Source organism: Azotobacter vinelandii CA (assembly GCF_000380335.1).
Lineage (GTDB): Bacteria > Pseudomonadota > Gammaproteobacteria > Pseudomonadales > Pseudomonadaceae > Azotobacter > Azotobacter vinelandii.
In genome coordinates this window covers 2,640,978-2,661,699 of the sequence record NC_021149.1, presented here as the reverse complement: position 1 = coordinate 2,661,699, position 20,722 = coordinate 2,640,978, and the positions used below count along the sequence as shown (strand labels likewise).

16 protein-coding genes are annotated in these 20,722 nt (G+C 65.6%); 11 read left to right on the top strand and 5 right to left on the bottom strand.

The window, feature by feature from the left end:
• Positions 1-41: 41 nt before the first annotated feature.
• On the bottom strand, positions 42-1,418 hold the full coding sequence (locus AVCA_RS11890; RefSeq protein WP_012701172.1) for an L-serine ammonia-lyase: 1,377 nt from the start codon (positions 1,416-1,418) through the stop codon (positions 42-44).
• 125 nt (positions 1,419-1,543) lie between these two features.
• Positions 1,544-4,408 carry an aminomethyl-transferring glycine dehydrogenase gene (gene gcvP / locus AVCA_RS11885; protein ID WP_012701171.1) on the bottom strand — a complete coding sequence of 955 codons (2,865 nt, stop codon included), beginning with the start codon at positions 4,406-4,408 and terminating at the stop codon, positions 1,544-1,546.
• Between the two features lie 626 nt (positions 4,409-5,034).
• Between gcvP and AVCA_RS11875 the strand changes: the two genes are divergently transcribed.
• The 5 genes from AVCA_RS11875 to AVCA_RS11855 all read left to right on the top strand — a co-directional run bounded on the left by AVCA_RS11875 (position 5,035) and on the right by AVCA_RS11855 (position 11,414).
• On the top strand, positions 5,035-5,958 hold the full coding sequence (locus AVCA_RS11875) for a LysR family transcriptional regulator (RefSeq protein ID WP_012701170.1): 924 nt from the start codon (positions 5,035-5,037) through the stop codon (positions 5,956-5,958).
• A 109-nt stretch (positions 5,959-6,067) separates the two neighbouring features.
• Positions 6,068-7,261: a CaiB/BaiF CoA transferase family protein gene (locus AVCA_RS11870; protein WP_041807200.1), complete on the top strand. Its 1,194-nt coding sequence runs from the start codon at positions 6,068-6,070 to the stop codon at positions 7,259-7,261.
• The gene (locus AVCA_RS11865; RefSeq protein WP_012701168.1) at positions 7,258-8,196 is read left to right on the top strand and encodes a hydroxymethylglutaryl-CoA lyase; all 939 of its coding nucleotides are present in this window, start codon (positions 7,258-7,260) and stop codon (positions 8,194-8,196) included. The genes AVCA_RS11870 and AVCA_RS11865 overlap by 4 nt, the downstream gene beginning before the upstream one ends.
• Before the next feature lie 168 nt (positions 8,197-8,364).
• Positions 8,365-9,714: an MFS transporter gene (locus AVCA_RS11860; RefSeq protein ID WP_175555887.1), complete on the top strand. Its 1,350-nt coding sequence runs from the start codon at positions 8,365-8,367 to the stop codon at positions 9,712-9,714.
• A 404-nt stretch (positions 9,715-10,118) separates the two neighbouring features.
• The gene (locus tag AVCA_RS11855; protein ID WP_085930871.1) at positions 10,119-11,414 is read left to right on the top strand and encodes an OprD family porin; all 1,296 of its coding nucleotides are present in this window, start codon (positions 10,119-10,121) and stop codon (positions 11,412-11,414) included.
• Positions 11,415-11,614: 200 nt separating this feature from the next.
• Here AVCA_RS11855 and AVCA_RS11850 read toward each other — a convergent pair whose 3' ends face one another.
• A complete protein-coding gene (locus AVCA_RS11850) occupies positions 11,615-13,132 on the bottom strand; it encodes a sigma-54-dependent transcriptional regulator (RefSeq protein WP_012701164.1) in 1,518 nt (505 codons plus the stop codon).
• Between the two features lie 95 nt (positions 13,133-13,227).
• On the bottom strand, positions 13,228-13,425 hold the full coding sequence (locus AVCA_RS11845) for a hypothetical protein (RefSeq protein WP_012701163.1): 198 nt from the start codon (positions 13,423-13,425) through the stop codon (positions 13,228-13,230).
• A gap of 226 nt (positions 13,426-13,651) precedes the next feature.
• Between AVCA_RS11845 and AVCA_RS11840 the strand changes: the two genes are divergently transcribed.
• From AVCA_RS11840 to AVCA_RS11820, 5 genes are all read left to right on the top strand, one after another.
• Complete coding sequence (locus tag AVCA_RS11840) at positions 13,652-14,008, top strand: metalloregulator ArsR/SmtB family transcription factor (RefSeq protein ID WP_012701162.1); 357 nt, start codon at positions 13,652-13,654, stop codon at positions 14,006-14,008.
• Between the two features lie 16 nt (positions 14,009-14,024).
• Positions 14,025-14,495, top strand: a complete 471-nt coding sequence (locus tag AVCA_RS11835) for an arsenate reductase ArsC (protein ID WP_012701161.1) — start codon at positions 14,025-14,027, stop codon at positions 14,493-14,495.
• A 385-nt stretch (positions 14,496-14,880) separates the two neighbouring features.
• Complete coding sequence (locus AVCA_RS26410) at positions 14,881-15,195, top strand: YnfA family protein (protein ID WP_175555888.1); 315 nt, start codon at positions 14,881-14,883, stop codon at positions 15,193-15,195.
• A 23-nt stretch (positions 15,196-15,218) separates the two neighbouring features.
• The gene (locus AVCA_RS11825) at positions 15,219-16,223 is read left to right on the top strand and encodes an ArsJ-associated glyceraldehyde-3-phosphate dehydrogenase (RefSeq protein ID WP_012701159.1); all 1,005 of its coding nucleotides are present in this window, start codon (positions 15,219-15,221) and stop codon (positions 16,221-16,223) included.
• Between the two features lie 236 nt (positions 16,224-16,459).
• The gene (locus tag AVCA_RS11820) at positions 16,460-18,613 is read left to right on the top strand and encodes an LTA synthase family protein (protein ID WP_012701158.1); all 2,154 of its coding nucleotides are present in this window, start codon (positions 16,460-16,462) and stop codon (positions 18,611-18,613) included.
• Positions 18,614-18,634: 21 nt separating this feature from the next.
• Here AVCA_RS11820 and AVCA_RS11815 read toward each other — a convergent pair whose 3' ends face one another.
• Positions 18,635-19,537, bottom strand: coding sequence for a LysR family transcriptional regulator (locus tag AVCA_RS11815; protein ID WP_012701157.1), 903 nt, complete (start codon positions 19,535-19,537; stop codon positions 18,635-18,637).
• A gap of 117 nt (positions 19,538-19,654) precedes the next feature.
• Here AVCA_RS11815 and AVCA_RS11810 point away from each other — a divergent pair, with 117 nt between their 5' ends.
• The gene (locus tag AVCA_RS11810) at positions 19,655-20,644 is read left to right on the top strand and encodes an aldo/keto reductase (RefSeq protein ID WP_012701156.1); all 990 of its coding nucleotides are present in this window, start codon (positions 19,655-19,657) and stop codon (positions 20,642-20,644) included.
• Positions 20,645-20,722 lie beyond the last annotated feature (78 nt).

Genomic DNA, 20,722 nt, shown 5'->3' with positions numbered 1-20,722 from the left:
GTTCGCTCCCGAGAGGCCGGCCGAGGCGGCGCAGATACGGTTCAGCATTCGATGATATTCACCGCCAGCCCGCCGCGGGCGGTTTCCTTGTACTTGCTCTTCATGTCGGCGCCGGTCTGGCGCATGGTGGCGATCACCTTGTCCAGCGAGATGCAGTGCCGGCCGTCGCCGCGCAGGGCCATGCGCGCGGCGTTGAGCGCCTTCACCGCGCCCATCGCGTTGCGTTCGATGCAGGGCACCTGGACCAGCCCGCCGACCGGATCGCAGATCAGGCCGAGGTTATGCTCCATGCCGATCTCGGCGGCGTTCTCGACTTGCCGCGGGCTGCCGCCGAGTACCTCGCAGAGCGCGCCGGAGGCCATCGAGCAGGCCACCCCGACCTCGCCCTGGCAGCCGACCTCGGCGCCGGAGATCGAGGCGTTCTCCTTGTAGAGGATGCCGATGGCGGCGGCGGTGAGCAGGAAGCGCTCGACCCCCTCCAGCGTGGCGCCGGGGACGAAGCGCATGTAGTAGTGCAGCAGCGCCGGGACTATGCCGGCGGCGCCGTTGGTCGGGGCGGTCACCACGCGGCCGCCGCTGGCATTCTCCTCGTTCACCGCCAGGGCGTAGAGGTTGATCCAGTCGAGCGCCCACAGCGGATCGTCCCGCCTGCTCTCGGCGCCGTGGTTCAACTGCTGGTAAAGATCGGCGGCGCGGCGCCTGACCTGCAGTCCGCCGGGTAGTACGCCCTCGCTGCGGCAGCCGGCCTCCACGCATTCCTGCATTACCTGCCAGATGCGCCACAGGCCGGCGCGGGTCTCGCTGTCCGGGCGCCAGGCCAGTTCGTTGACCCGCATCAGCGCGCTGATCGAGAGTCCCTTCGCGTCGCACAGCGCCAGCAGTTCGCCGGCGCTCCTGAACGGATAGGGCAATTGCGTGCAGTCTTCCTTGAGCCGGTCGGCGCCGGCGCTGTCGGCACCAACTACGAAGCCGCCGCCCACCGAGTAGTACTCGCGGCTGCGGAACTGCAGGCCGTCGGCGTCGAAGGCGCGGAAGAGCATGCCGTTGGGATGGCAGGGCAGCGCCTTGCGGATCAGCGCCAGATCGTTCTTCTCGACGAAGCGGATCGGCCGGTCGCCGAGCAGGCGCAACTCGCCGCTGGCGCGGATCGCCGCCAGGCGTTCGGGGATATGGTCGGTATCGACTCGTTCCGGCTGCTCGCCTTCCAGGCCGAGCAGCACCGCCCCGTCGCTGCCGTGGCCCTTGCCGGTGGCGCCGAGGGAGCCGTACAGCTCGACCCTGACGCGCGCGGTGAGCGCCAGCAGGCCGTCGCGGCGCAGGCCCTCGACGAAGCGGGCCGCGGCGCGCATGGGGCCGACGGTATGCGAGCTGGAGGGACCTATGCCGATCTTGAACAAGTCGAATACGCTGAGGGACATGATGAATGCTCCGGCTGCGGCGAACTGCCGCAGCAATGGCCCGGGTATTTCTTTTTATAGACCCTGGCGGCGATACCGGGACGGTATCGACGCCTCGGCATCGGGGAGCCCACGGAGCGTCGCCGTCAGGCGTCCCGGCCGTCCTCCGGCGCCGGGCAGGTGCAGATCAGGTTGCGGTCGCCGTAGACGTTGTCGACCCGCGCCACCGGCGGCCAGTACTTGCCCTCGACCAGGCTGGCGAGCGGGTACACCGCCTGCTCGCGGCCGTACGGATGGCGCCACTCGCCGACCAGTTCGGCCGCGCTGTGCGGTGCGTTCTTCAACGGGTTGTCGTCCTTGTCCAGGGTGCCGTTCTCCACCGCGCGGATCTCCTCGCGGATGGCGATCATGGCGTCGCAGAAGCGGTCCAGCTCTTCCTTCGATTCGCTTTCGGTCGGCTCGATCATCAGGGTGCCGGGGACCGGGAAGGACATGGTCGGCGCGTGGAAACCGAAGTCGATCAGGCGCTTGGCCACGTCGTCGACGCTGATGCCGCTGGTTTCCTTGAGCGGGCGCAGGTCGAGGATGCACTCGTGGGCGACCAGGCCGTCGGCGCCGCTGTAGAGCACCGGATAATGGTCCTGCAGGCGGCTGGCGATGTAGTTGGCGTTGAGAATCGCCACCAGCGAGGCCAGGCGCAGGCCGGCGCCGCCCATCATGCTGACGTACATCCAGGTGATCGGCAGGATGCTGGCACTGCCGAACGGCGCCGAGCAGACCGCGCCTTCCTTGTGTTCGAGGCGGCCGTGGCCGGGCAGGAAGGGCGCCAGGTGGGACTTGACCGCGATCGGGCCGACGCCCGGTCCGCCGCCGCCGTGGGGAATGGCGAAGGTCTTGTGCAGGTTGAGGTGCGAGACGTCGCCGCCGAACCGGCCCGGCGCGCACAGGCCGACCATGGCGTTCATGTTGGCGCCGTCGATGTAGACCTGGCCGCCGTGCCGGTGGACCAGCTCGCAGATCTCGCGCACGCCCTCCTCGAAGACGCCGTGGGTCGAGGGGTAGGTGATCATCAGCGCGGCCAGTTGCGCGCCGTGCCGCTCGGCCTTGGCGCGCAGGTCGTCGATGTCGACGTTGCCCCGGGCGTCGCAGGCCACCACCACCACGCGCAGGCCGGCCATGCTGGCGGTCGCCGGGTTGGTACCGTGGGCCGAGGCCGGGATCAGGCAGACGTCGCGGTGGCCTTCGCCACGGCTGGCGTGCCAGGCGCGGATCGCCAGCAGACCCGCGTACTCGCCCTGGGAGCCGGCGTTGGGCTGCAGCGACACGGCGTCGTAGCCGGTGGCGGCGCAGAGCATGCGCTCGATGTCGGCGGTCAGGCGGGCATAGCCCTGGCTCTGCTCGGCCGGGGCGAAGGGGTGCAGGTCGGCGAACTCGGCCCAGGTGATCGGGATCATCTCGCTGGCGGCGTTGAGCTTCATGGTGCAGGAGCCCAGCGGGATCATGCTGCGGTCCAGCGCCAGGTCCTTGTCCGCCAGCCGGCGCAGGTAGCGCATCAGCCCGGTTTCCGAACGGTAACGGTTGAACACCGGCTGGCGGAGGAACGCCGAGCCGCGCAGCAGCGCCGGCGGCAGGCGCTCGCCGACGCTCGCGGCCAGCGCGGCGAAGTCCGGCAGGGCCTGGCCGTCGGCGGCGAAGATCGCCCACAGCGTCTCGACCTGCTGCGCCGTGGTGGTTTCGTCGAGGGACAGGCCGAGGCGGCCGGCGTCGATCTCGCGCAGGTTGATGCCTTGGGCGCGAGCTCGCGCGTGCAGCCCGGCGGTGCGCGCGCCGCTGGCGATGCTCAGGGTATCGAAGAAGTGTTCTTGTTCGACCGCCAGGCCCAACTGGCTCAGGCCACGGGCGAGGATCGCGGTCAGGCGGTGCACGCGCCGGGCGATGGCCTGCAGTCCTTCGGGGCCGTGGTAGACGGCGAACATGCTGGCGATGTTGGCCAGCAGCACTTGGGCGGTGCAGATGTTGCTGGTGGCCTTCTCGCGGCGGATGTGCTGTTCGCGGGTCTGGATCGCCAGGCGCAGCGCCGGCTGGCCGTGGCGGTCGACCGACAGGCCGACCAGGCGGCCGGGCATGTCGCGCTTGAAGGCGTCGCGGGTGGCGAAGTAGGCGGCGTGCGGGCCGCCGAAGCCCATCGGCACGCCGAAGCGCTGGGCGCTGCCGAGGACGACATCGGCGCCGAATTCGCCGGGCGGGACGAGCAGGGTCAGCGCCAGCAGGTCGGCGGCCACCGCCACCAGGGCGCCGGCGGCGTGGAGGCGCTCGACCGTTTCGCGCTGGTCGAACAACTCGCCGTCGCAGGCCGGGTATTGCAGCAGGGCGCCGAAGTAGGGGCTGGCATCGTCCAGTTCGCGTTCGTCGCCGACCACCACCTCGATGCCCAGCGGCGCGGCGCGGGTGCGCAGCACGTCGAGGGTCTGCGGCAGGCAGTGACGGGAGGCGAAGAAGGCGCGGGCGTTCTTGTTCTTCGACAGGCGCTTGCAGAAGGTCATCGCCTCGGCGGCGGCGCTGCCCTCGTCGAGCAGGGAGGCGTTGGCGATCGGCAGGCCGGTGAGGTCGCCGATCAGGGTCTGGAAGTTCAGCAGGGCCTCCAGGCGGCCCTGGGAGATTTCCGGCTGGTAGGGGGTGTAGGCGGTGTACCAGGCCGGGTTTTCCAGCAGGTTGCGCAGGATCGGCGCCGGGGTGTGAGTGCCGTAGTAGCCCTGGCCGATGAAGCTGACGAACGGGCGGTTCTGCGCGGCGATGGCCCTGAGCCGGGCCAGGGCTTCGGCCTCGCCCAGGCCGGCGCCGGAATCCAGCACGCTGGTGCCCTTGATGCTGTCCGGAATCACCCGCTCGCCGAGCCGTTCCAAGGAGTCGTAGCCGAGCCGGCGGAGCATGGCGGCGATCTCGGCCTCGCGCGGGCCGAGATGGCGGGCGATGAATTCGTTGCTGGTGCTGAGGGCGTGGCGGTCGGTCATCGGTGAATCCTGCAGGTTCGCCCGCGGTCTGGCGGGCGAGGGATCGAGGGCTCGTACGAGGCGACGAGCGGTTGCCAACGAGCAAGGTAGATGCCACTTTCAGTAAATATTTTATAAATCAATATGTTATGTGTTTTTATGAAAGCGGCTTGGAAATCGTTCGGAACGAAATCGTTACGGAAAGGCTGGCACTTCGGTACCAAGGCTCGATTTGGCGGCAATTGCCTTCTTTGTTTCGAAATCGTTACGACGTATCCATTCGGTTACAGGTGAGATAGACATTACCCGGCAAGCCCTCTGAGGAGAGCTGCGGAGGGCGGAGTGAATCCTGGCGCGATGGGGTCGCCGGAGCACATTCCCCGTGAACACCTCGGTGCGCACCGCTATTGGCTGCTCCGGCCTGACAGGATTGGTGCGAGCGATGGATCTTTCGAGACAGACGTGCCGAAAGCCGGCATCTTGGCGCGGCACCGGGGGAAACCCTTCCTGAAAGCCGACCCGCTACTCGCGGACATGGATAGGGAGCGTCAGCATGTGGCCGAGCGCTTGTTCCGCTTTGCTTGCGCTGGTACGCCAACAGAACCGGTCATGTATTACTGACTCTTTTTCTCTTATGCGCGAAATCCATGATCAGCAGAAATCTCTTGCGCCGTCTCGATCTGACTACTTTGCAACTGCTCGTGGCAGTGGCCGAGGAGGGGACTCTGACTCGTGCCGCCGAGCGCGAGGCAATTGCCGTATCCGCCGCCAGCAAGCGCCTGGTGGATCTCGAATCCTCGCTGGGGGTGACGCTGTTCGTTCGGCAGGCCAAGGGCATGCAGCTCACGCCTATTGGCGAAACTCTGCTACAGCATGCCCGGCGGATGTTGCTGGGCGTGGAGAAGCTCGGTCTCGAGCTCAGCGAGCATGTGCAGGGCGTGCGTGGTTACGTGCGGATGCTGGCCAATCTGTCTGCCATCGTGCAGTTTTTGCCTGAGGATTTACGTGCCTTCATTGTCTTGCACGAGCGGATCAAGATCGATTTGGAGGAGCGCCCGAGCGATGGCGTCGTGCAGGGCGTCGCGGATGGCTGGGCCGACATCGGTATCTGTTCGGGAGACGTGCGGGTTCAAGACCTGGTCAGTGTGCGTTATCGGGAAGATCGCCTGATCGTGGTCATGCCCCCCGATCACCCGCTCGCCGGGCAACAGCAGGTAAGTTTCAGCGACACGCTGGACAGCGATTATGTCGGTCTGCACTCGGCCAGCTCCATCTACCGGCGCACCCAGCTCGCTGCATACCAGGCGGAGCGTCCGCTGCGTTTGCGCATCCATGTGCCCGGTTTCGATGCCGTCTGCCGGATGGTGCAGGCGGGGATGGGGATTGGCATCATTCCCCGCATAGCCTACGAGTCATTGGGCCAGCCACTCGGCCTCCGGGCGGTGGATCTCAGCGATGCCTGGGCCCGACGCGAACTACGTCTGGTGGTCCGCGACGAGGAGGGGCTGTCGCCGTGTGCCCGGTTGTTCTTCGATCACTTGCGCCAGATAGAGCGGAATACCGTGCGATAGAGCCTGTGTTCGAAAAACGCGAACGATCGTTGGCCAATAACGGTTAGATTTCGCCTTGGCCCACTCGTAACGTTCCCCTCGAGCGATAACGACAACGAGGTAACGCTATATGAGTGGTCCACTCCAAGGCCTTCGCGTAATCGAGATTGGAACCTTGATTGCCGCGCCGTTCGCTGCTCGACTGATGGCCGAGTTCGGTGCCGAGGTAATCAAGATCGAAGCTCCCGGTGATGGCGATCCCCTTCGCAAGTGGCGAAAGCTACATGAGGGCACCTCGCTCTGGTGGTATTTGCAGTCGCGCAATAAGAAATCCATTTCCATCAATCTCAAGTCCGCCGAAGGCATCGAGCTGATCAAGCAGATGGTCGAAAGCGCCGACGTGCTGATAGAGAACCTGCGCCCCGGTGCACTGGAAAAGCTGGGGCTGGGGTGGGACACCCTGCATGCGCTGAATCCAAAACTGACTCTGGTACGCATTTCCGGCTACGGCCAGACGGGCCCTTACCGCGACCGGCCCGGCTTCGGTGCCATCGGCGAAGCCATGGGCGGTATCCGTTACACCACTGGCGAGCCGGACGGTGCGCCCGCTCGGGTTGGCGTCAGCCTGGGCGATTCACTGGCGTCGCTGCATGCGGTAATCGGCGCGCTGATGTCGGTGTTGCGCGTCAAGACCGGTCGAGGCGACGGTCAGGTGGTCGACGTTTCGCTGGTGGAGAGCGTATTCAACTTGATGGAAAGCCTGGTGCCGGAGTACGACCTGCTCGGCCATGTACGCGAGCGTAGCGGCGGCGCCCTGCCGGGCATCGCGCCGTCGAATACCTACCCGACCCGCGACGGCGGCTACGTGGTGATCGCCGGCAACAGCAATCCGATCTTCAGACGCTTGATGCGGGCCATTGGCCGTCCTGAGCTGGGCGAAGACCCGGCGCTGGCCCACAACGACGGTCGCGCGGCACAAAGCGCACAACTGGACGAGGCCATCGCTGCCTGGACTTCCGCTCATTCCATGGACGAGGTGCTCGCGTCGCTGGAAACGGCGGAAGTCCCGGCCGGGCGCATCTATTCGGTGGTCGATATCGTTGCCGATCCGCACTATCAGGCACGCGAGATGCTGGTGCAGGCCGAGTTGCCGGGCGGTACGAAGGTGAAGATGCCGGGCATCGTGCCGAAGCTTTCCGATACGCCCGGCGAAATACGCTGGCAGGGGCCGAGCCTGGGTGAACACACCGCCCAGGTGCTGGCCGAATTTGGCTTGACCGACACACAGATCGCGCAACTGAAAGAGGAGGGGATCGTCCAATGATCGCTCCATTTTCCGGGCGTCTCATCGTACAGGAGGTCGCTCCGCGCGATGGCTTGCAGATCGAGCCCACCTGGGTCGAAACGCTGGACAAGATCGCGCTGATCGACCAGTTGTCCGGTTTCGGCTTCAGCCGTATCGAGGCCGGCTCGTTCGTCTCGCCCAGGGCCGTACCGGCACTGCGCGACGGCGAGGCCGTATTCACCGGCATCCAGAGAGTACCCGGTACGATTTACGTGGCGCTGGTGCCGAACCTGAAAGGTGCGCAGCGTGCCCTGGAGAGTGGCGCCGATGAACTGAATCTGGTGATGTCCGCCAGCCAGACGCACAATCGCGCCAATATGCGCATGAGCTGCGAGGCCTCGCTGGCTGCGTTCGGCGATGTCGTCGAACTGGCGCAAGGTACCTCGCTGAGCCTGAATGGTACGGTGGCGACCGCCTTCGGTTGTCCGTTCGAAGGGCGTATCGACGAGGAGCGGGTGCTTGGCTTCGTCGACACCTACCTGGAAATGGGCATGCAAGGCATCACTCTGGCCGATACCACCGGTATGGCTAACCCGCGTCAGGTCGCGCGACTGGTCGGTCGCGTGCTCGAACGACTGCCGGCAACGGATCTGACCTTGCATTTTCACAACACACGCGGCTTGGGGCTGGCCAACGTGCTGGCGGCATACGAGGTCGGCGCCCGGCGTTTCGACGCGGCGCTCGGCGGACTCGGCGGCTGCCCATTCGCGCCCGGAGCCTCGGGCAACATCTGTACCGAAGACCTGGTCAACCTGTGTGACGAAGTAGGTATCGAGACCGGTATCGATCTGGCGCGCTTGATCGATCTGTCACGCACATTGCCTCGGCTGTTGGGACACGAGGTACCGGGCCAGGTGGCCAAGGCCGGGCGCAACTGCGACCTGCACCTGTCGCCGGATTACGCGAAGCTCTGATCTTTTCTTTCCGAGTCTTCTCACGAAGAAGGTTTGTGATTTTGCAGTGATGACTATCGTTTTTCTCCCGGCAGGGACAGAAAGCCGATTGAAGTTTCGACACCGATTTCGAGGATGGAATCCAGCGGTTGGGAAGATATATAAAAACAATCGATGCCAGAGAGTGATATGAATATAAATACAACTGCAAAGGCGGACGCGATAGCGTTGGATGAGGATGCTTGCTCATTATCCGAAGAGGCTCGGATCATCCGTAAGGTGGCATGGCGCCTCATGCCGCTGATCATGATCTGCTATCTGTTCGCCTTCTTCGACCGGATCAATATCAGCTTCGCCAAGTTTCAGCTACAGAGTGCTCTGGGCTTGAGCGATACTGCTTACGGACTCGGTGCCAGCCTATTTGTCGTCGGCTATGTGCTATTCGAGGTACCAAGCAACTTGATGCTATACAAGGTCGGGGCGCGCCGTTGGATTGCCCGGATCATGATTTCTTGGGGCATTGCCACCGCCGCAACGGTATTCGTCAGCACCGACTGGCAATTTTATATCTTGCGCTTTTTGATCGGTGCCATGGAGGCAGGTTTTGCGCCGGGCGTGCTTTATTACCTGACTCTGTGGTTTCCGGCCAGTTTCCGGGGACGCATCACTTCGATGCTGTTTCTTGCCTCCGCTTTCGCCGGTCTCTTCGGTGCGCCTGTGTCAGGCCTCGTGCTTGGCCATATGGATGGCGTGTTGCAAATACCCGGCTGGCACTGGCTGTTTCTGGTCGGTGGAATACCATGCGTGCTGCTCGGTATCCTGGTGTTGAAGGTGCTCAAGGACCGTATCGAGGATGCCGGCTGGCTGAGCCTTGAGGAAAAGGCATTTTTATCCGGCCGAATCGACCAGCAGAGCCAGCATGCCAACGAGCACTCGCTGTTGGATGCGTTGAAAATGCCGGGCTTTCTTACGCTCGGGCTGATCTATTTCCTCATCCAAACGGCTTCTTACGGGCTGAACTTCTGGGCGCCGCAACTCATTCGCAGCACGGGTATCGAGAGTCCGACCGTCATTGGTCTGCTCACGGCGATTCCCTATGTGTGCGGAGCGATCAGCATGGTGATAGTCGGACGCCTGTCCGATGCCTCCGGCGAACGACGGCTATTTGTCTGCGGTCTGCTATTGATCGCCGCTGCCGGCTTCTTCGGTGCCGGATTGTTCGATAGCCATAGCACTTTCTTGATCATCGCCCTGGCTGTATTGGGGATCGGTGTGGTGGCTGCGATTCCGACTTTCTGGACACTGCCACCGAAACTGGTCAAAGGCGCTGGTGCGGCCGGCGGCATCGCCCTCATCAATACCTTGGGACAATTAGGTGGTATTGTCAGCCCGGTGCTGGTCGGACGGGTCAAGGATCTCACTGGCAGCACCACGCCTGCGCTGTACGCGATCGGCACGCTGTGTATCCTTTGCGCTTGCATTCTAATCTTTGCGCTACCTGAGGCCTTGCGTCGGCGCGATGCCCGACAAAGCGACTGACTTCGCTGCCCGAGGCATGAACAAATCACCAAGTCAGGAGTGAGGCTGGATTGGTTCGCTGATCCAGCCTCTCGTTGAACAAAGGATTACGCTCCGTCCTTTGGATAAAGCTTTCTGTCGAAGCGCTCGAGGGTCATCGATAGCGTTGGCGTCTTCATGAATCGAGAAAAGTTCTGGCAATAGTGAAAGTTGCTTCGAGTTTGCCTGCTGCGCAACCAAGGGAATTTACCGCAACCCATTGCGTTTCTACATGAGCATGAATGAAAGCCTTATTTCTGCTTGGCGTGTGGCGCTAAAAAGCTCGGCATGTTTCGAATGAAAATATTCGATTTGTAAAACCTGCTCCTATAAAAACAAGAGTGAAGGGGATGAATGGCATGAGTAAGTTTCACCCGGCCTTGCCCATGACTGCAGCCATATTGACTGCGGTTTTGTCACAACAGCTCAACGCCGCCGGCTTCATCGAGGACAGCAAGGCCACGCTGAGCTTCAAGAACTTCTACATCAACCAGGACGTCCGCAACCAGGAGGCGCCACGCTCGGAGGAGTGGGGCCAGGGCTTCTTCCTCGACTTCAAGTCCGGCTTCACCGAAGGCCCGGTCGGCTTCGGCCTCGACGTGCTGGCCATGCATGCCGTCCGCCTGGACGGCGGCGGCCATGCTGGCAAGGCGGACATCGAGCGTACCCCCGGCGGCATGTTCCCGCTGGAAAGCAACGGCAAGGCGAAGACCGACTTTGGCCGCGTCGGTGTGACCGGCAAACTGCGCTTCTCCAAGACCGAGGCGCGCCTCGGCACCCTGCTGCCGAAGATGCCGGTGCTGGTCTACAACGACGGCCGCCTGCTGCCGCAACTGTTCCATGGCGCGCAGATCACTTCCAACGAGATCGACAACCTGAGCCTGACCGCCGGCAAGCTCGAACACTCGACCGAGCGTAACTCCGGCGACAGCCACGGCCTGTCCATCGGCGGCGCCAACAGCGGCAGCAAAGCCCGGTTCAGCAACGAGTTCCACTTCGCCGGCGCCGACTACAAGGCCACCAAGGACCTCCTGCTGCAGTACTACTACGGCAACCTGCGCGACTTCTACAAACAGCACTTCGTCGGCCTGGTGCACGACTGGAAGCTGCCGGTGGGTTCGCTGAAGACCGACCTGCGCTACTTCTACAGCGACTCCGACGGCAAGAACGAGAGCGCCTCCGGGCGTGCCGAGGGCTATGTCAGCAGCGGCGCCGACGGCAGCAGCGGCGAAGTCGACAACGACCTGTGGAGCGCGCTGTTCACCTACAGCCTGAAAGGTCACGCGCTGAGCCTCGGCTACCAGAAGGTCAGCGGCGACAGCGACTTCCCGCACATCAACCTGGGGAGCGGGCGCAGCCTGCATCTGATCACCAACGCTCAGCTCGGCAAATTCGCCAGCGCCGGCGAGAACACCTGGGTGGCCGGCTACGCCTACGACTTCGCGCAGCTCGGCGTGCCGGGGCTGAAGGCCCGGCTGGTCTACTTCAGCGGCGACGACATCGACGCCGCCGGCAGCGACAACAAGGAGTGGGAGCGCAACTTCCGCGTCGACTACGCGGTGCAGAACGGCCTGTTCAAGGGCGTCGGCCTGTCCTGGCTGAACGCCGCGCTGCGTGGCAACGACAGCCGCAATCTGGACGAAAACCGCCTGGTCATTAGTTACACCTTGCCGCTGCTCTAATCCCTTCCCCGATTGAAATCGCAAGGACGCGATTCCTGCGCGGCGATCCAGCCCTTCAAGGCCTTGACGGGGCACTCGCTGGAGAGATGGACACAGGCCGTCCCACCATCGACCTAGCCTTGGGGTCATCCACCTCGGGGGCGCTCTTGTGGAATACGCAGAAATCCGCGAGACCCCTTACCCCGGAATGCCCGGACCTTTCAGGAGCGGGCGGGAATGCCGTACTTGCGCAGGCGCTTGGCGATGGCGGTGTGCGAGGTCTGCAGGCGGGCGGCCAGCAGGCGGCTGGAGGGATAGCTGGCGTAGAGCCTTTCCAGGATGCCGCGCTCGAAATTCTCGACCGCCGCGCCGAGGCTGCCGATCTCGTCGGCCTGCGGCGCCACGGCGGTGCCGGCGATGTCCAGGTCGCCGATCTCCACCAGATTGCCTTCGCTGATCGCCGCGGCGCGGAAGATCACGTTCTGCAACTGGCGCACGTTGCCCGGCCAGCGGTTGGCGAGCAGCGCCGGGTAGGTGTCCGGGGCCAGGCGGCAGGGCGGGCGGCGGATCTGCGCGCAGGCCTGGTCGAGGAAGTGGCGGGCCAGCGGCAGGATGTCCTCGCTGCGCTCGCGCAGCGGCGGCACGGCCAGGTTGAGCACGTTGAGCCGGTAGAACAGGTCTTCGCGGAAGCGGCCCTCGCCAACCATCTGCTCCAGGTTGCGGTGGGTCGCGCTGAGGATGCGCACGTCGACCCGGATCTCGCGCTCGCCGCCGATGCGCCGGAAGCTGCCGTCGCTGAGAAAGCGCAGCAGCTTGGCCTGCAGGTAAGGCGACATTTCGCCGATCTCGTCGAGGAATACCGTGCCCTGGTGAGCCAGTTCCAGCAGGCCGGGCTTGCCGCCGCGCTGGGCGCCGGTGAAGGCGCCGGGGGCGTAGCCGAACAGCTCGCTCTCGGCGAGGTTCTCCGGCAGGGCCGCGCAGTTGAGGGCGAGAAAAGGCGCATTGCGCCGCGCGCTGACCGCGTGGCAGGCGCGCGCCACCAGTTCCTTGCCGGTGCCGGTCTCGCCCTGGATCAGCAGCGGCGCGTCGAGCACCGCCACCCGCTGGGCGCGGGCCTTGAGCGTACGCAGCGCCGGCGAGTCGCCGAGCAGGGCATCGAAGCCTTCGGCCTGCTCGTGATGCAGGGCGGCCAGGCGCTCGCCGATGCGGTTGGGCGCGTACAGGCTGAGCAGGGCGCCGGCCAGCCCGGCGTTCTCGCCGATCGGCATGGCGTCCAGCAGCAGGGTCCGGCCGTCGAGGACGACCTCGCGCATCGGCAGGCGGAAACCGTGGGCCAGCAGTTCGTCGTGCAGCTCCGGGGCGGCGAACAGTTCGCCGAGCGTCTCGCCGTCGGGATCGCGGCCGGCCAGCTCGATCAGCGCCGGGTTGGCCAGCAGCACCCGGCCGTTGCCGTCCACCGCGAGCAGCGGGTCGGGCATGGCGGCGAGCAGGGCGTAGAGCTGCAGGCTGCGCCGCTGGCCGGGGAGAATGTCGACCACCTCCACCGCCCGCACCCCGCGTACCTTGAACAGGGCGTCGCGCAGTTCCTCGAGGACCTCGGGGCCGAGCGTCGGCGCGTCGATGTAGACGTTGGGCGGAACCATTTCCACGGCGTCCAGATTGAGATTGCGCCCGCCGAGCAGAGCGAGGACTTCCTGGGTGATACCGACGCGGTCGATGAAGGTGACGTGAATACGCATGACGGGAGGCAGGGTTACCGAGTGAACGTGCGAGTATGCGGTCCGATGCCGCAGCGAGAAACGGCCGGCGACGCCGACCCCGAGGAGAAGCTTCTTCAGCGGCCGCGCGCGTGCCAGGCACGACTATCGTTGACCAGCCAGCGCATCACCGCCCCCTCGATCGGCACACCGGCCACCGTGGCCAGCGTGGCGCCCGGGGCGAAGCCATAGAGCACGCTGGCCGTCGCCGGTTCCCGGGCGATCTTCAGCGCGCCGATGGCCTTGGCGACCGCCGTTTCGCATTGACTGGACATGGGATACCTCCTTCTTCCGGCCTGTTCGGATCGATTGTCATGCTTTTTTCATCTGTTCATCCGAACATACGTCTCCGCGAATGAGTCGGCTCTCGGACGGATGTAAAGGCCGGATGTATCGGCGAAAAAGCACGGGTCATGGCCAGTGCGTCCGCTTTACTTGATATATGGATATCCATATATTCAGGCCTTCCCATTCATCAGGCAAGGACTCCCGGGGGCTGCCATGGTCGAGCACCTGACGCCCACAGCGCTCTTCAAGTGTCTGGCCGACGAGACCCGGGCGCGGATGGCCCTGCTGATCGCCCGCGAGGGCGAGCTGTGCGTCTGCGAGTTGACCGCGGCGCTGGAAGAAAGCCAGCCGAAGATTTCCCGCCACCTGGCGCTGCTGCGCGGCAGCGGCGTGCTGGCAGACCGTCGCCAGGGCCAGTGGGTGTACTACCGCCTGCATCCCCATCTGCCGGACTGGGTGCACGAGACGCTCGCCACCGTCCTGGCCGCCAACCGGAACTGGCTGCGTCCCGACGCCGAGCGTCTGGAAGGCATGCGCAGCCGTTCCGGGCGAAGCACGATCTGCACCTAGCCAAGCGAGCGAAACGATGAAGGTTCTCTTTCTATGTACGGCCAATAGCTGCCGCAGCGTTCTCTGCGAGGCGCTGTTCAACCATCTGGCGCCCGCCGGCATGCGCGCGTTCAGCGCCGGCAGCCGGCCGAGGGGCTTCGTCCACCCGTTGACGCTCGACGCCTTGGAAAGAGCAGGCGTGGCGATCTACGGGCTGGCCAGTAAATCCATTGAAACCCATGCCGGGCTGAGGCCCGATCTGCTCATTACGGTCTGCGACCGGGCGGCCGGAGAGGACTGCCCGGTATTCTCCGGCCCGGCGATCCGGGCCCACTGGGAACTGGCGGACCCCTCCGAACTGGCGGGGACCGGGGCAGAGGTCGCTGCCGCCTTCGACGCCACCGTCGCGCGGATCGGGACGCGCATCCAGGCCTTTCTCGCCTTGCCGCTCGAACGGTTGGACAACTCGGCCCTGAAGGCCGAACTGGAGCGGATCGGCACTCTGTGACTTGCCTGTGAGCCGACACCTTGCTGGCACGGTGCCGATCGCCCTGGCGCCGGCCGGGGAACCACGCCTGAATCGAGCGGACGAGTTGCCTGCCCTGTGCGCCGTGCGCGGCATAGAATGGTTTCACCTGCCGATGGCCGACGAGCAGGGGCCGCTGGACGACTTCGACAGCGCCTGGATGCAGAGGCATCTGGCGCCGTTCGTGGAGGGGCGCCGCATCGCCATCCGGTTCAGGGGCGGTTCCGGGTGTACCGGGACGAGCGCCGCGCATCCGGATCGACCGTGCGCCGATGCCATCGCCTGCTGCAGGCGCCGCGCTCCAGGGCCGTCCGGCGCATGCGCTCTGAATCGTACGGTTCGGCCGGTAGGGGACGGGCGGCATGTCATGTTGAAGACCCTGGCGCTCTTCGTTCTGACCGCTCTGGCCGAGATCCTCGGCTGCCATCTGCCCTGGCTCTGGCTTCGGGAGGGCAGGAGCGCCTGGCTGCCGCCGCCGGGGGCGCTTTGCCTGGCGCTGTTCGCCTGGCTGCTGTCGGCGGCCGGGCGGGTCTATGCCGCCTACGGCGGGGTGTACATCTGCGTGGCCCTGCTCTGGCTATGGCTGGTCGACGGTATCCGTCCGACGGTCTGGGATCTGTTCGGCGGCGGCGTCGCCCTCGCCGGCATGGCGATCATCGTGCTGGCTCCGCGAAGCCCCTGAATCTCTGAAGCGAGGAGACCTTCATGACCATCAAGGTAGGCATCAACGGCTTCGGCCGCATCGGACGTCTGGTCCTGCGCGCCGCCTGGGACTGGCCGGAGCTGGAGTTCGTGCAGATCAACGATCCGGCCGCCAACGCGGCGACCCACGCCCATCTGCTCAATTTCGATTCGGTGCACGGCCGCTGGCGGTACGAGGCCGGCAGCGACGGCAATTATCTGGCGATCGATGGCCGGCGCATCCCGGTCAGCGCCAACAAGGCCATCGCCGACACCGACTGGTCGGACTGCGATGTGGTGATCGAGGCCAGCGGCAAGATGACCAGGGTGGCCCTGCTGCAGGCCTATCTGGAGCAAGGCGTCGGGCGCGTGGTGGTCAGCGCGCCGGTCAAGGAGGAGGGCGCGCTCAACGTGGTGATGGGCGTCAACCATCAACTGTTCGAGCCGGCCCGGCACCGTATCGTCACCGCCGCCTCCTGCACCACCAACTGCCTGGCGCCGCTGGTCAAGGTGATCCATGAGAACCTGGGCATCCGCCACGGCTCGATCACCACGATCCACGACCTGACCAACTCGCAGAACATTCTCGATGCGCCGCACAAGGACCTGCGCCGCGCCCGCGCCTGCGGCATGAGCCTGATCCCGACCAGCACCGGTTCGGCCACCGCCATCGCCGAGATCTTCCCGGAGCTGCGCGGCCGTCTGAACGGCATGGCCGTGCGCGTGCCGCTGGCCAACGCCTCGCTGACCGACTGCGTGTTCGAGGTGGAGCGCGCGACCACGGTGGAGGAGGTCAACGCCCTGCTCGAGGCCGCCGCCGAGGGGCCGCTCGCGGGCATCCTCGGTTACGAGGAGCGGCCGCTGGTGTCCATCGACTACCGCAGCGACCCGCGCTCGTCCATCGTCGACGCGCTGTCGACCATGGTGGTCGACGGAACCCAGGTGAAGCTCTATGCCTGGTACGACAACGAGTGGGCCTACGCCAACCGCACCGTCGAGCTGGCCCGGCTGGTGAGTTCGGTCCACTGAACCCCGGCGGATGCCAGTCGCCACGTCGCTGCCGTCGACCCTGGTCAGTGCCGGGTTTTCGTTGCCCATCGCCACCACCTTCCGTGAGCCGGTCCGAGGCTTGAAAAAGATACAAGGGGACGGGCGACGGCGGGGAGTCGCCGGGGTTGACGCTTTGTTCACTCGGTTTTGACGGGCCCTGCATGTCCCCATGAATAGAGTGGTTGCCACAGCTTTCTTCGAGGAGCGTGGCAACCATGTTCTCGAGCCGCCCTGCCGGACTCGCCTCTTTGCAAAAGCGCCGGGCGTCGGCCCGGCAATCTCAGGAATCGCCCCCGGGGACGCGGGACGAGGCAAGTTTCCAGCAGTCTGCCGCTCGAACCTCCTGCAGTGTCCGCCAGCACCTGGCCTTCACCCTGGCCAGCGCCGCGCTGCTGATGCTTCTGTATTCCCTGCTGCGCCTGGCCCTGCTGATCTACAACCGCGAGCAGATCGGCGCGGCGTCCGCCGCGACCCTGGCCGAGGCGTTCTTCAACGGTTCGCGCTTCGATCTACGGCTGGTCGTCTATATCTGTGCGCCCCTGGTGCTGGCCGTGCTCAGTCGGCGGGCGATGCGAGCGAGGACGCCGTTGCGTGTCTGGCTGATCTCGTCCGCCAGCCTCACCCTGTTCCTCGGCATGCTGGAGCTGGACTTCTACCGCGAGTTCCACCAGCGCCTGAACGACCTGGTATTCCAGTACCTGAAGGAAGATCCGCGAACCGTCCTGAGCATGCTCTGGCACGGTTTCCCGGTTTTCCGTTATCTGCTCGCCTGGTTCCTGGCGACGCTGGCGCTGGGCTGGATGTTCAAGCGCCTGGATCTGCTCACCCGCTCGCCGGCCGGGACTGGCCGGGGCGAGGGCGGTCGCTGGCCGATCCGGGTTCTGGCCTTCTCGCTCTGTCTGGCGTTCACGGTGCTCGTGGCGCGCGGAACCCTGCGCCAGGGGCCGCCGTTGAAGTGGGGCGATGCTTTCACCACCGACTCGATGTTCGCCAACCGGCTCGGCCTCAACGGCACCCTGAGCCTGGCGGATGCGCTGCGCAACCGGCTCTCCGATCGACGCGACAATCTCTGGAAGGCCGAAATGGCGGATGGCGAGGCGCTGCGGACCGTACGGCAGATGTTGCTGACCGGCGCCGACCGGCTGGTGGATGGGGACAGGGCGCCCGTGCGCCGCGATTATCGGCCGTCGCCCGGCGGTACCCTGCCGGTTCGCAACGTGGTGGTGATCCTGATGGAAAGCTTCGCCGGCCACTATGTCGGCGCCCTGGGCGCGCCGGGCGGCATTACGCCGAACTTCGACCGGCTGGCCGGGGAGGGGCTGCTGTTCACCCGCTTCTTCTCCAACGGTACCCATACCCACCAGGGCATGTTCGCCACCATGGCCTGCTTCCCCAATCTGCCCGGCTTCGAATACCTGATGGAGACGCCCGAGGGCGGCCATCGGTTCTCGGGCTTGCCGCAATTGCTCGGCGCCCGTGGCTACGACAGCCTGTACGTCTACAACGGCGATTTCGCCTGGGACAACCAGTCGGGTTTCTTCGGCAGTCAGGGGATGAAGAACTTCATCGGTCGGAACGACTTCGTCGATCCGGTGTTTTCCGACCCGACCTGGGGCGTTTCCGACCAGGACATGTTCGACCGCGCCGCCCAGGAGCTGGAGCGCCGGAGCGAGGACGGGAAACCGTTCTACGCCCTGCTGCAGACGCTCTCCAACCACACGCCCTATGCCTTGCCGGAGCACCTGCCGATGGCGCCGGTGAGCGGTTTCGGCGAACTGGACCAGCGCCTGACCGCCATGCGCTATTCGGACTGGGCGCTCGGGCGCTTCTTCGACAGGGTCCGCCACGCGCCTTATTTCGAGGACACCCTGTTCGTGGTGGTCGGCGACCACGGCTTCGGCAGCCGCGAGCAACTCACCGAGCTGGACCTGCTGCGCTTCAACGTGCCCCTGCTGCTGATCGGTCCGGGCGTGCGGGAGAAGTTCGGCGCCCGCCGCGACATCGTCGGCACCCAGGTCGACGTGGTACCGACCATCATGGGCCGGCTGGGCGGCGAGGTGCGTCACCAGTGCTGGGGACGCGACCTGCTCGCTCAGCCGGCGGGAAGCCCGGGGTTCGGCGTCATCAAGCCCTCGGGCGGCGACCGGAGCGTCGCCCTGGTCAGTGGCGACCGGGTGCTGGTGCAGCCACCGGGGCGGGCGGCGAAGGTCTATCGCTACCGCCTCGGCAGCGATCCCGCCAGTCTGCCGCTCGCCGAGGTGCCCGACGAGGCACTGCTGAAGCGGCAACTGGGCGCCTTCCTGCAGGCGGCCACCGCCAGTCTGCTGGACGATACGGCCGGAGCGGACGACGGCGGGACGGAGCGCTGAGGTCGGCAGCGGAGACGGGATTCAAAGCTCGAGTGCGCGAATGCTCTCGATCAACTGGCGCAGGCCGGGCTGGGACTGGCGGCGGCTGGGGTAGTACATGCAGAAGGGTGGGCCCATCGACGACCACTCCGGCAGCACCACCTCCAGCCGGCCGCTGCGCAGTTCCTCGGCCACCCGCAGTTCCAGGCAGTAGGACAGGCCCAGGCCGTCGAGCGTGGCCTGCAGCAGGATGTCGGTCTCGTTGGCGCCGAGCGAACCGGGTACGTCCAGGTGGATCGCTCGCGGAGCGTCGCCCAGCTCCCACTTGTACGGTGTGTTGTCGCCCAGGCGGATACGCATGCACTGGTGGCGCAGCAGATCTTCGGGCGAGCGCGGACGGCCGTGGTGGCTCAGGTAGTCGGGGGAAGCGACCACGATCCAGCGCAACTCGCCGGTCAGCGGCATGGCGATCATGTCGCGGGGCACGGTACCGCCGTAGCGGATGCCGGCGTCGAAACCGTCGGCGACGATGTCGACCATGCGGTCCTCGACCGCCACCTCCAGTTGCAGCTCCGGGTAGCGGGCGAAGAAGCCCGGCAGCACCGGCCCGAGCAGCAGGCGCGAGGCATCGCGGGGTACGTTCAGGCGCAGCCGGCCGACCGGCGCGTCGCGGTGCGTGTCCAGCTCGGCCAGGGCCTCGGCAATGGTCTGGAAACCCTGCTCCAGGCGTTCGGCCAGGGCGCTGCCGGCCTGGGTGGGGACCACCGAGCGGCTGGTGCGGTTGAGCAGCTTCACGCCCAGGCGCGATTCCAGGTTCTTCATCGCATGGCTCAGCGCCGAGGTGGTGACGCCCAGCTCGACGGCCGACTGACGGAAGCTGCGGCGCCGGACGATGGTCATGAAGACGTTGAGGTCGGCGAGTTCCGCGCGGGTGAAGGCGGGCATCCGGAGTCTCCCATGCTTGCCGTGAAGTCAATGGATTATTGAACCTCATTCAACGATACATGAGATAGATTTATCCACCTCCGGTTCTGTCCGTCCGCTTTGTCCAAGGAGGATCTCATGAGCATCGAAACCATCCGGATCGAAGGTATCGCCACACCCGTTTCGCGCATCGGCCTCGGCACCTGGGCCATCGGCGGCTGGATGTGGGGCGGCGCCGACGATGCGCGCTCCGTGGAAACCATCCGCCAGGCCGTCGAGTCCGGCATCAACCTGATCGATACCGCCCCGGTCTACGGCTTCGGGCATTCCGAGGAGGTGGTCGGCAAGGCTCTGGAGGGCATCCGCGAGCGGGCGGTGATCGCCACCAAGGTGGCGCTGGAGTGGTCGGACAGCGGCATCCACCGCAACGCCACGGCCAGGCGCATCCGCCAGGAAATCGAGGATTCCCTGCGCCGCCTGCGCACCGACCGCATCGACCTCTACCAGGTCCACTGGCCCGATCCGCTGGTGCCCCACGAGGAAACCGCCCGCGAGCTGGAGAGGCTGCGCGAAGAGGGCAAGATCCTCGCCATCGGTGTGAGCAACTACTCGCCCGAGCAGATGGACGGCTTCCGCCGTTTCGCCCCGCTGGCCGCGGTGCAGCCGCCCTACAACCTGTTCGAGCGCGCCATCGAGGCGGATGTGCTGCCTTACGCCAGGGAGCACGGCCTGGTGGTGCTGGCCTACGGGGCACTGTGCCGCGGCCTGCTGTCGGGGCGGATGCACGCCGATACCGCCTTCGAGGGCGACGATCTGCGCAAGGTCGATCCCAAGTTCCAGGCTCCGCGCTTCGCCCGCTACCTGGCGGCGGTCGAGGCCCTGCGCCAGTTGGCCCGGGAGCGTCACGGCAAGTCGGTGCTGGCCCTGGCCATCCGCTGGATTCTCGACCAGGGGCCGACCATCGCCCTGTGGGGCGCGCGTCATCCCGGACAGCTCGCCGGCATCGACGAAGCCTTCGGCTGGAAACTGGATGCGGAGGACCTGCGCCGGATCGACGTCCTGCTGGCCGAGCACGTCAAGGACCCGGTCGGCCCCGAATTCATGGCGCCGCCGGCGCGCCAGGGCTGAGAGGCTTGAAAAGACTTCCGCCTACTTTCCACGACCTCCGAGAGGAGCGGCCGGCTGTCACGGAGTTCGCCTAACATT

Coding starts and splice junctions, on each gene's coding strand:
- AVCA_RS11890 (WP_012701172.1), bottom strand. CDS start 1,418: ATGTCCCTCAGCGTATTCGACTTGTTCAAGATCGGCATAGGTCCCTCC.
- gcvP (WP_012701171.1), bottom strand. CDS start 4,408: ATGACCGACCGCCACGCCCTCAGCACCAGCAACGAATTCATCGCCCGC.
- AVCA_RS11875 (WP_012701170.1), top strand. CDS start 5,035: ATGATCAGCAGAAATCTCTTGCGCCGTCTCGATCTGACTACTTTGCAA.
- AVCA_RS11870 (WP_041807200.1), top strand. CDS start 6,068: ATGAGTGGTCCACTCCAAGGCCTTCGCGTAATCGAGATTGGAACCTTG.
- AVCA_RS11865 (WP_012701168.1), top strand. CDS start 7,258: ATGATCGCTCCATTTTCCGGGCGTCTCATCGTACAGGAGGTCGCTCCG.
- AVCA_RS11860 (WP_175555887.1), top strand. CDS start 8,365: ATGAATATAAATACAACTGCAAAGGCGGACGCGATAGCGTTGGATGAG.
- AVCA_RS11855 (WP_085930871.1), top strand. CDS start 10,119: ATGACTGCAGCCATATTGACTGCGGTTTTGTCACAACAGCTCAACGCC.
- AVCA_RS11850 (WP_012701164.1), bottom strand. CDS start 13,132: ATGCGTATTCACGTCACCTTCATCGACCGCGTCGGTATCACCCAGGAA.
- AVCA_RS11845 (WP_012701163.1), bottom strand. CDS start 13,425: ATGTCCAGTCAATGCGAAACGGCGGTCGCCAAGGCCATCGGCGCGCTG.
- AVCA_RS11840 (WP_012701162.1), top strand. CDS start 13,652: ATGGTCGAGCACCTGACGCCCACAGCGCTCTTCAAGTGTCTGGCCGAC.
- AVCA_RS11835 (WP_012701161.1), top strand. CDS start 14,025: ATGAAGGTTCTCTTTCTATGTACGGCCAATAGCTGCCGCAGCGTTCTC.
- AVCA_RS26410 (WP_175555888.1), top strand. CDS start 14,881: ATGTTGAAGACCCTGGCGCTCTTCGTTCTGACCGCTCTGGCCGAGATC.
- AVCA_RS11825 (WP_012701159.1), top strand. CDS start 15,219: ATGACCATCAAGGTAGGCATCAACGGCTTCGGCCGCATCGGACGTCTG.
- AVCA_RS11820 (WP_012701158.1), top strand. CDS start 16,460: ATGTTCTCGAGCCGCCCTGCCGGACTCGCCTCTTTGCAAAAGCGCCGG.
- AVCA_RS11815 (WP_012701157.1), bottom strand. CDS start 19,537: ATGCCCGCCTTCACCCGCGCGGAACTCGCCGACCTCAACGTCTTCATG.
- AVCA_RS11810 (WP_012701156.1), top strand. CDS start 19,655: ATGAGCATCGAAACCATCCGGATCGAAGGTATCGCCACACCCGTTTCG.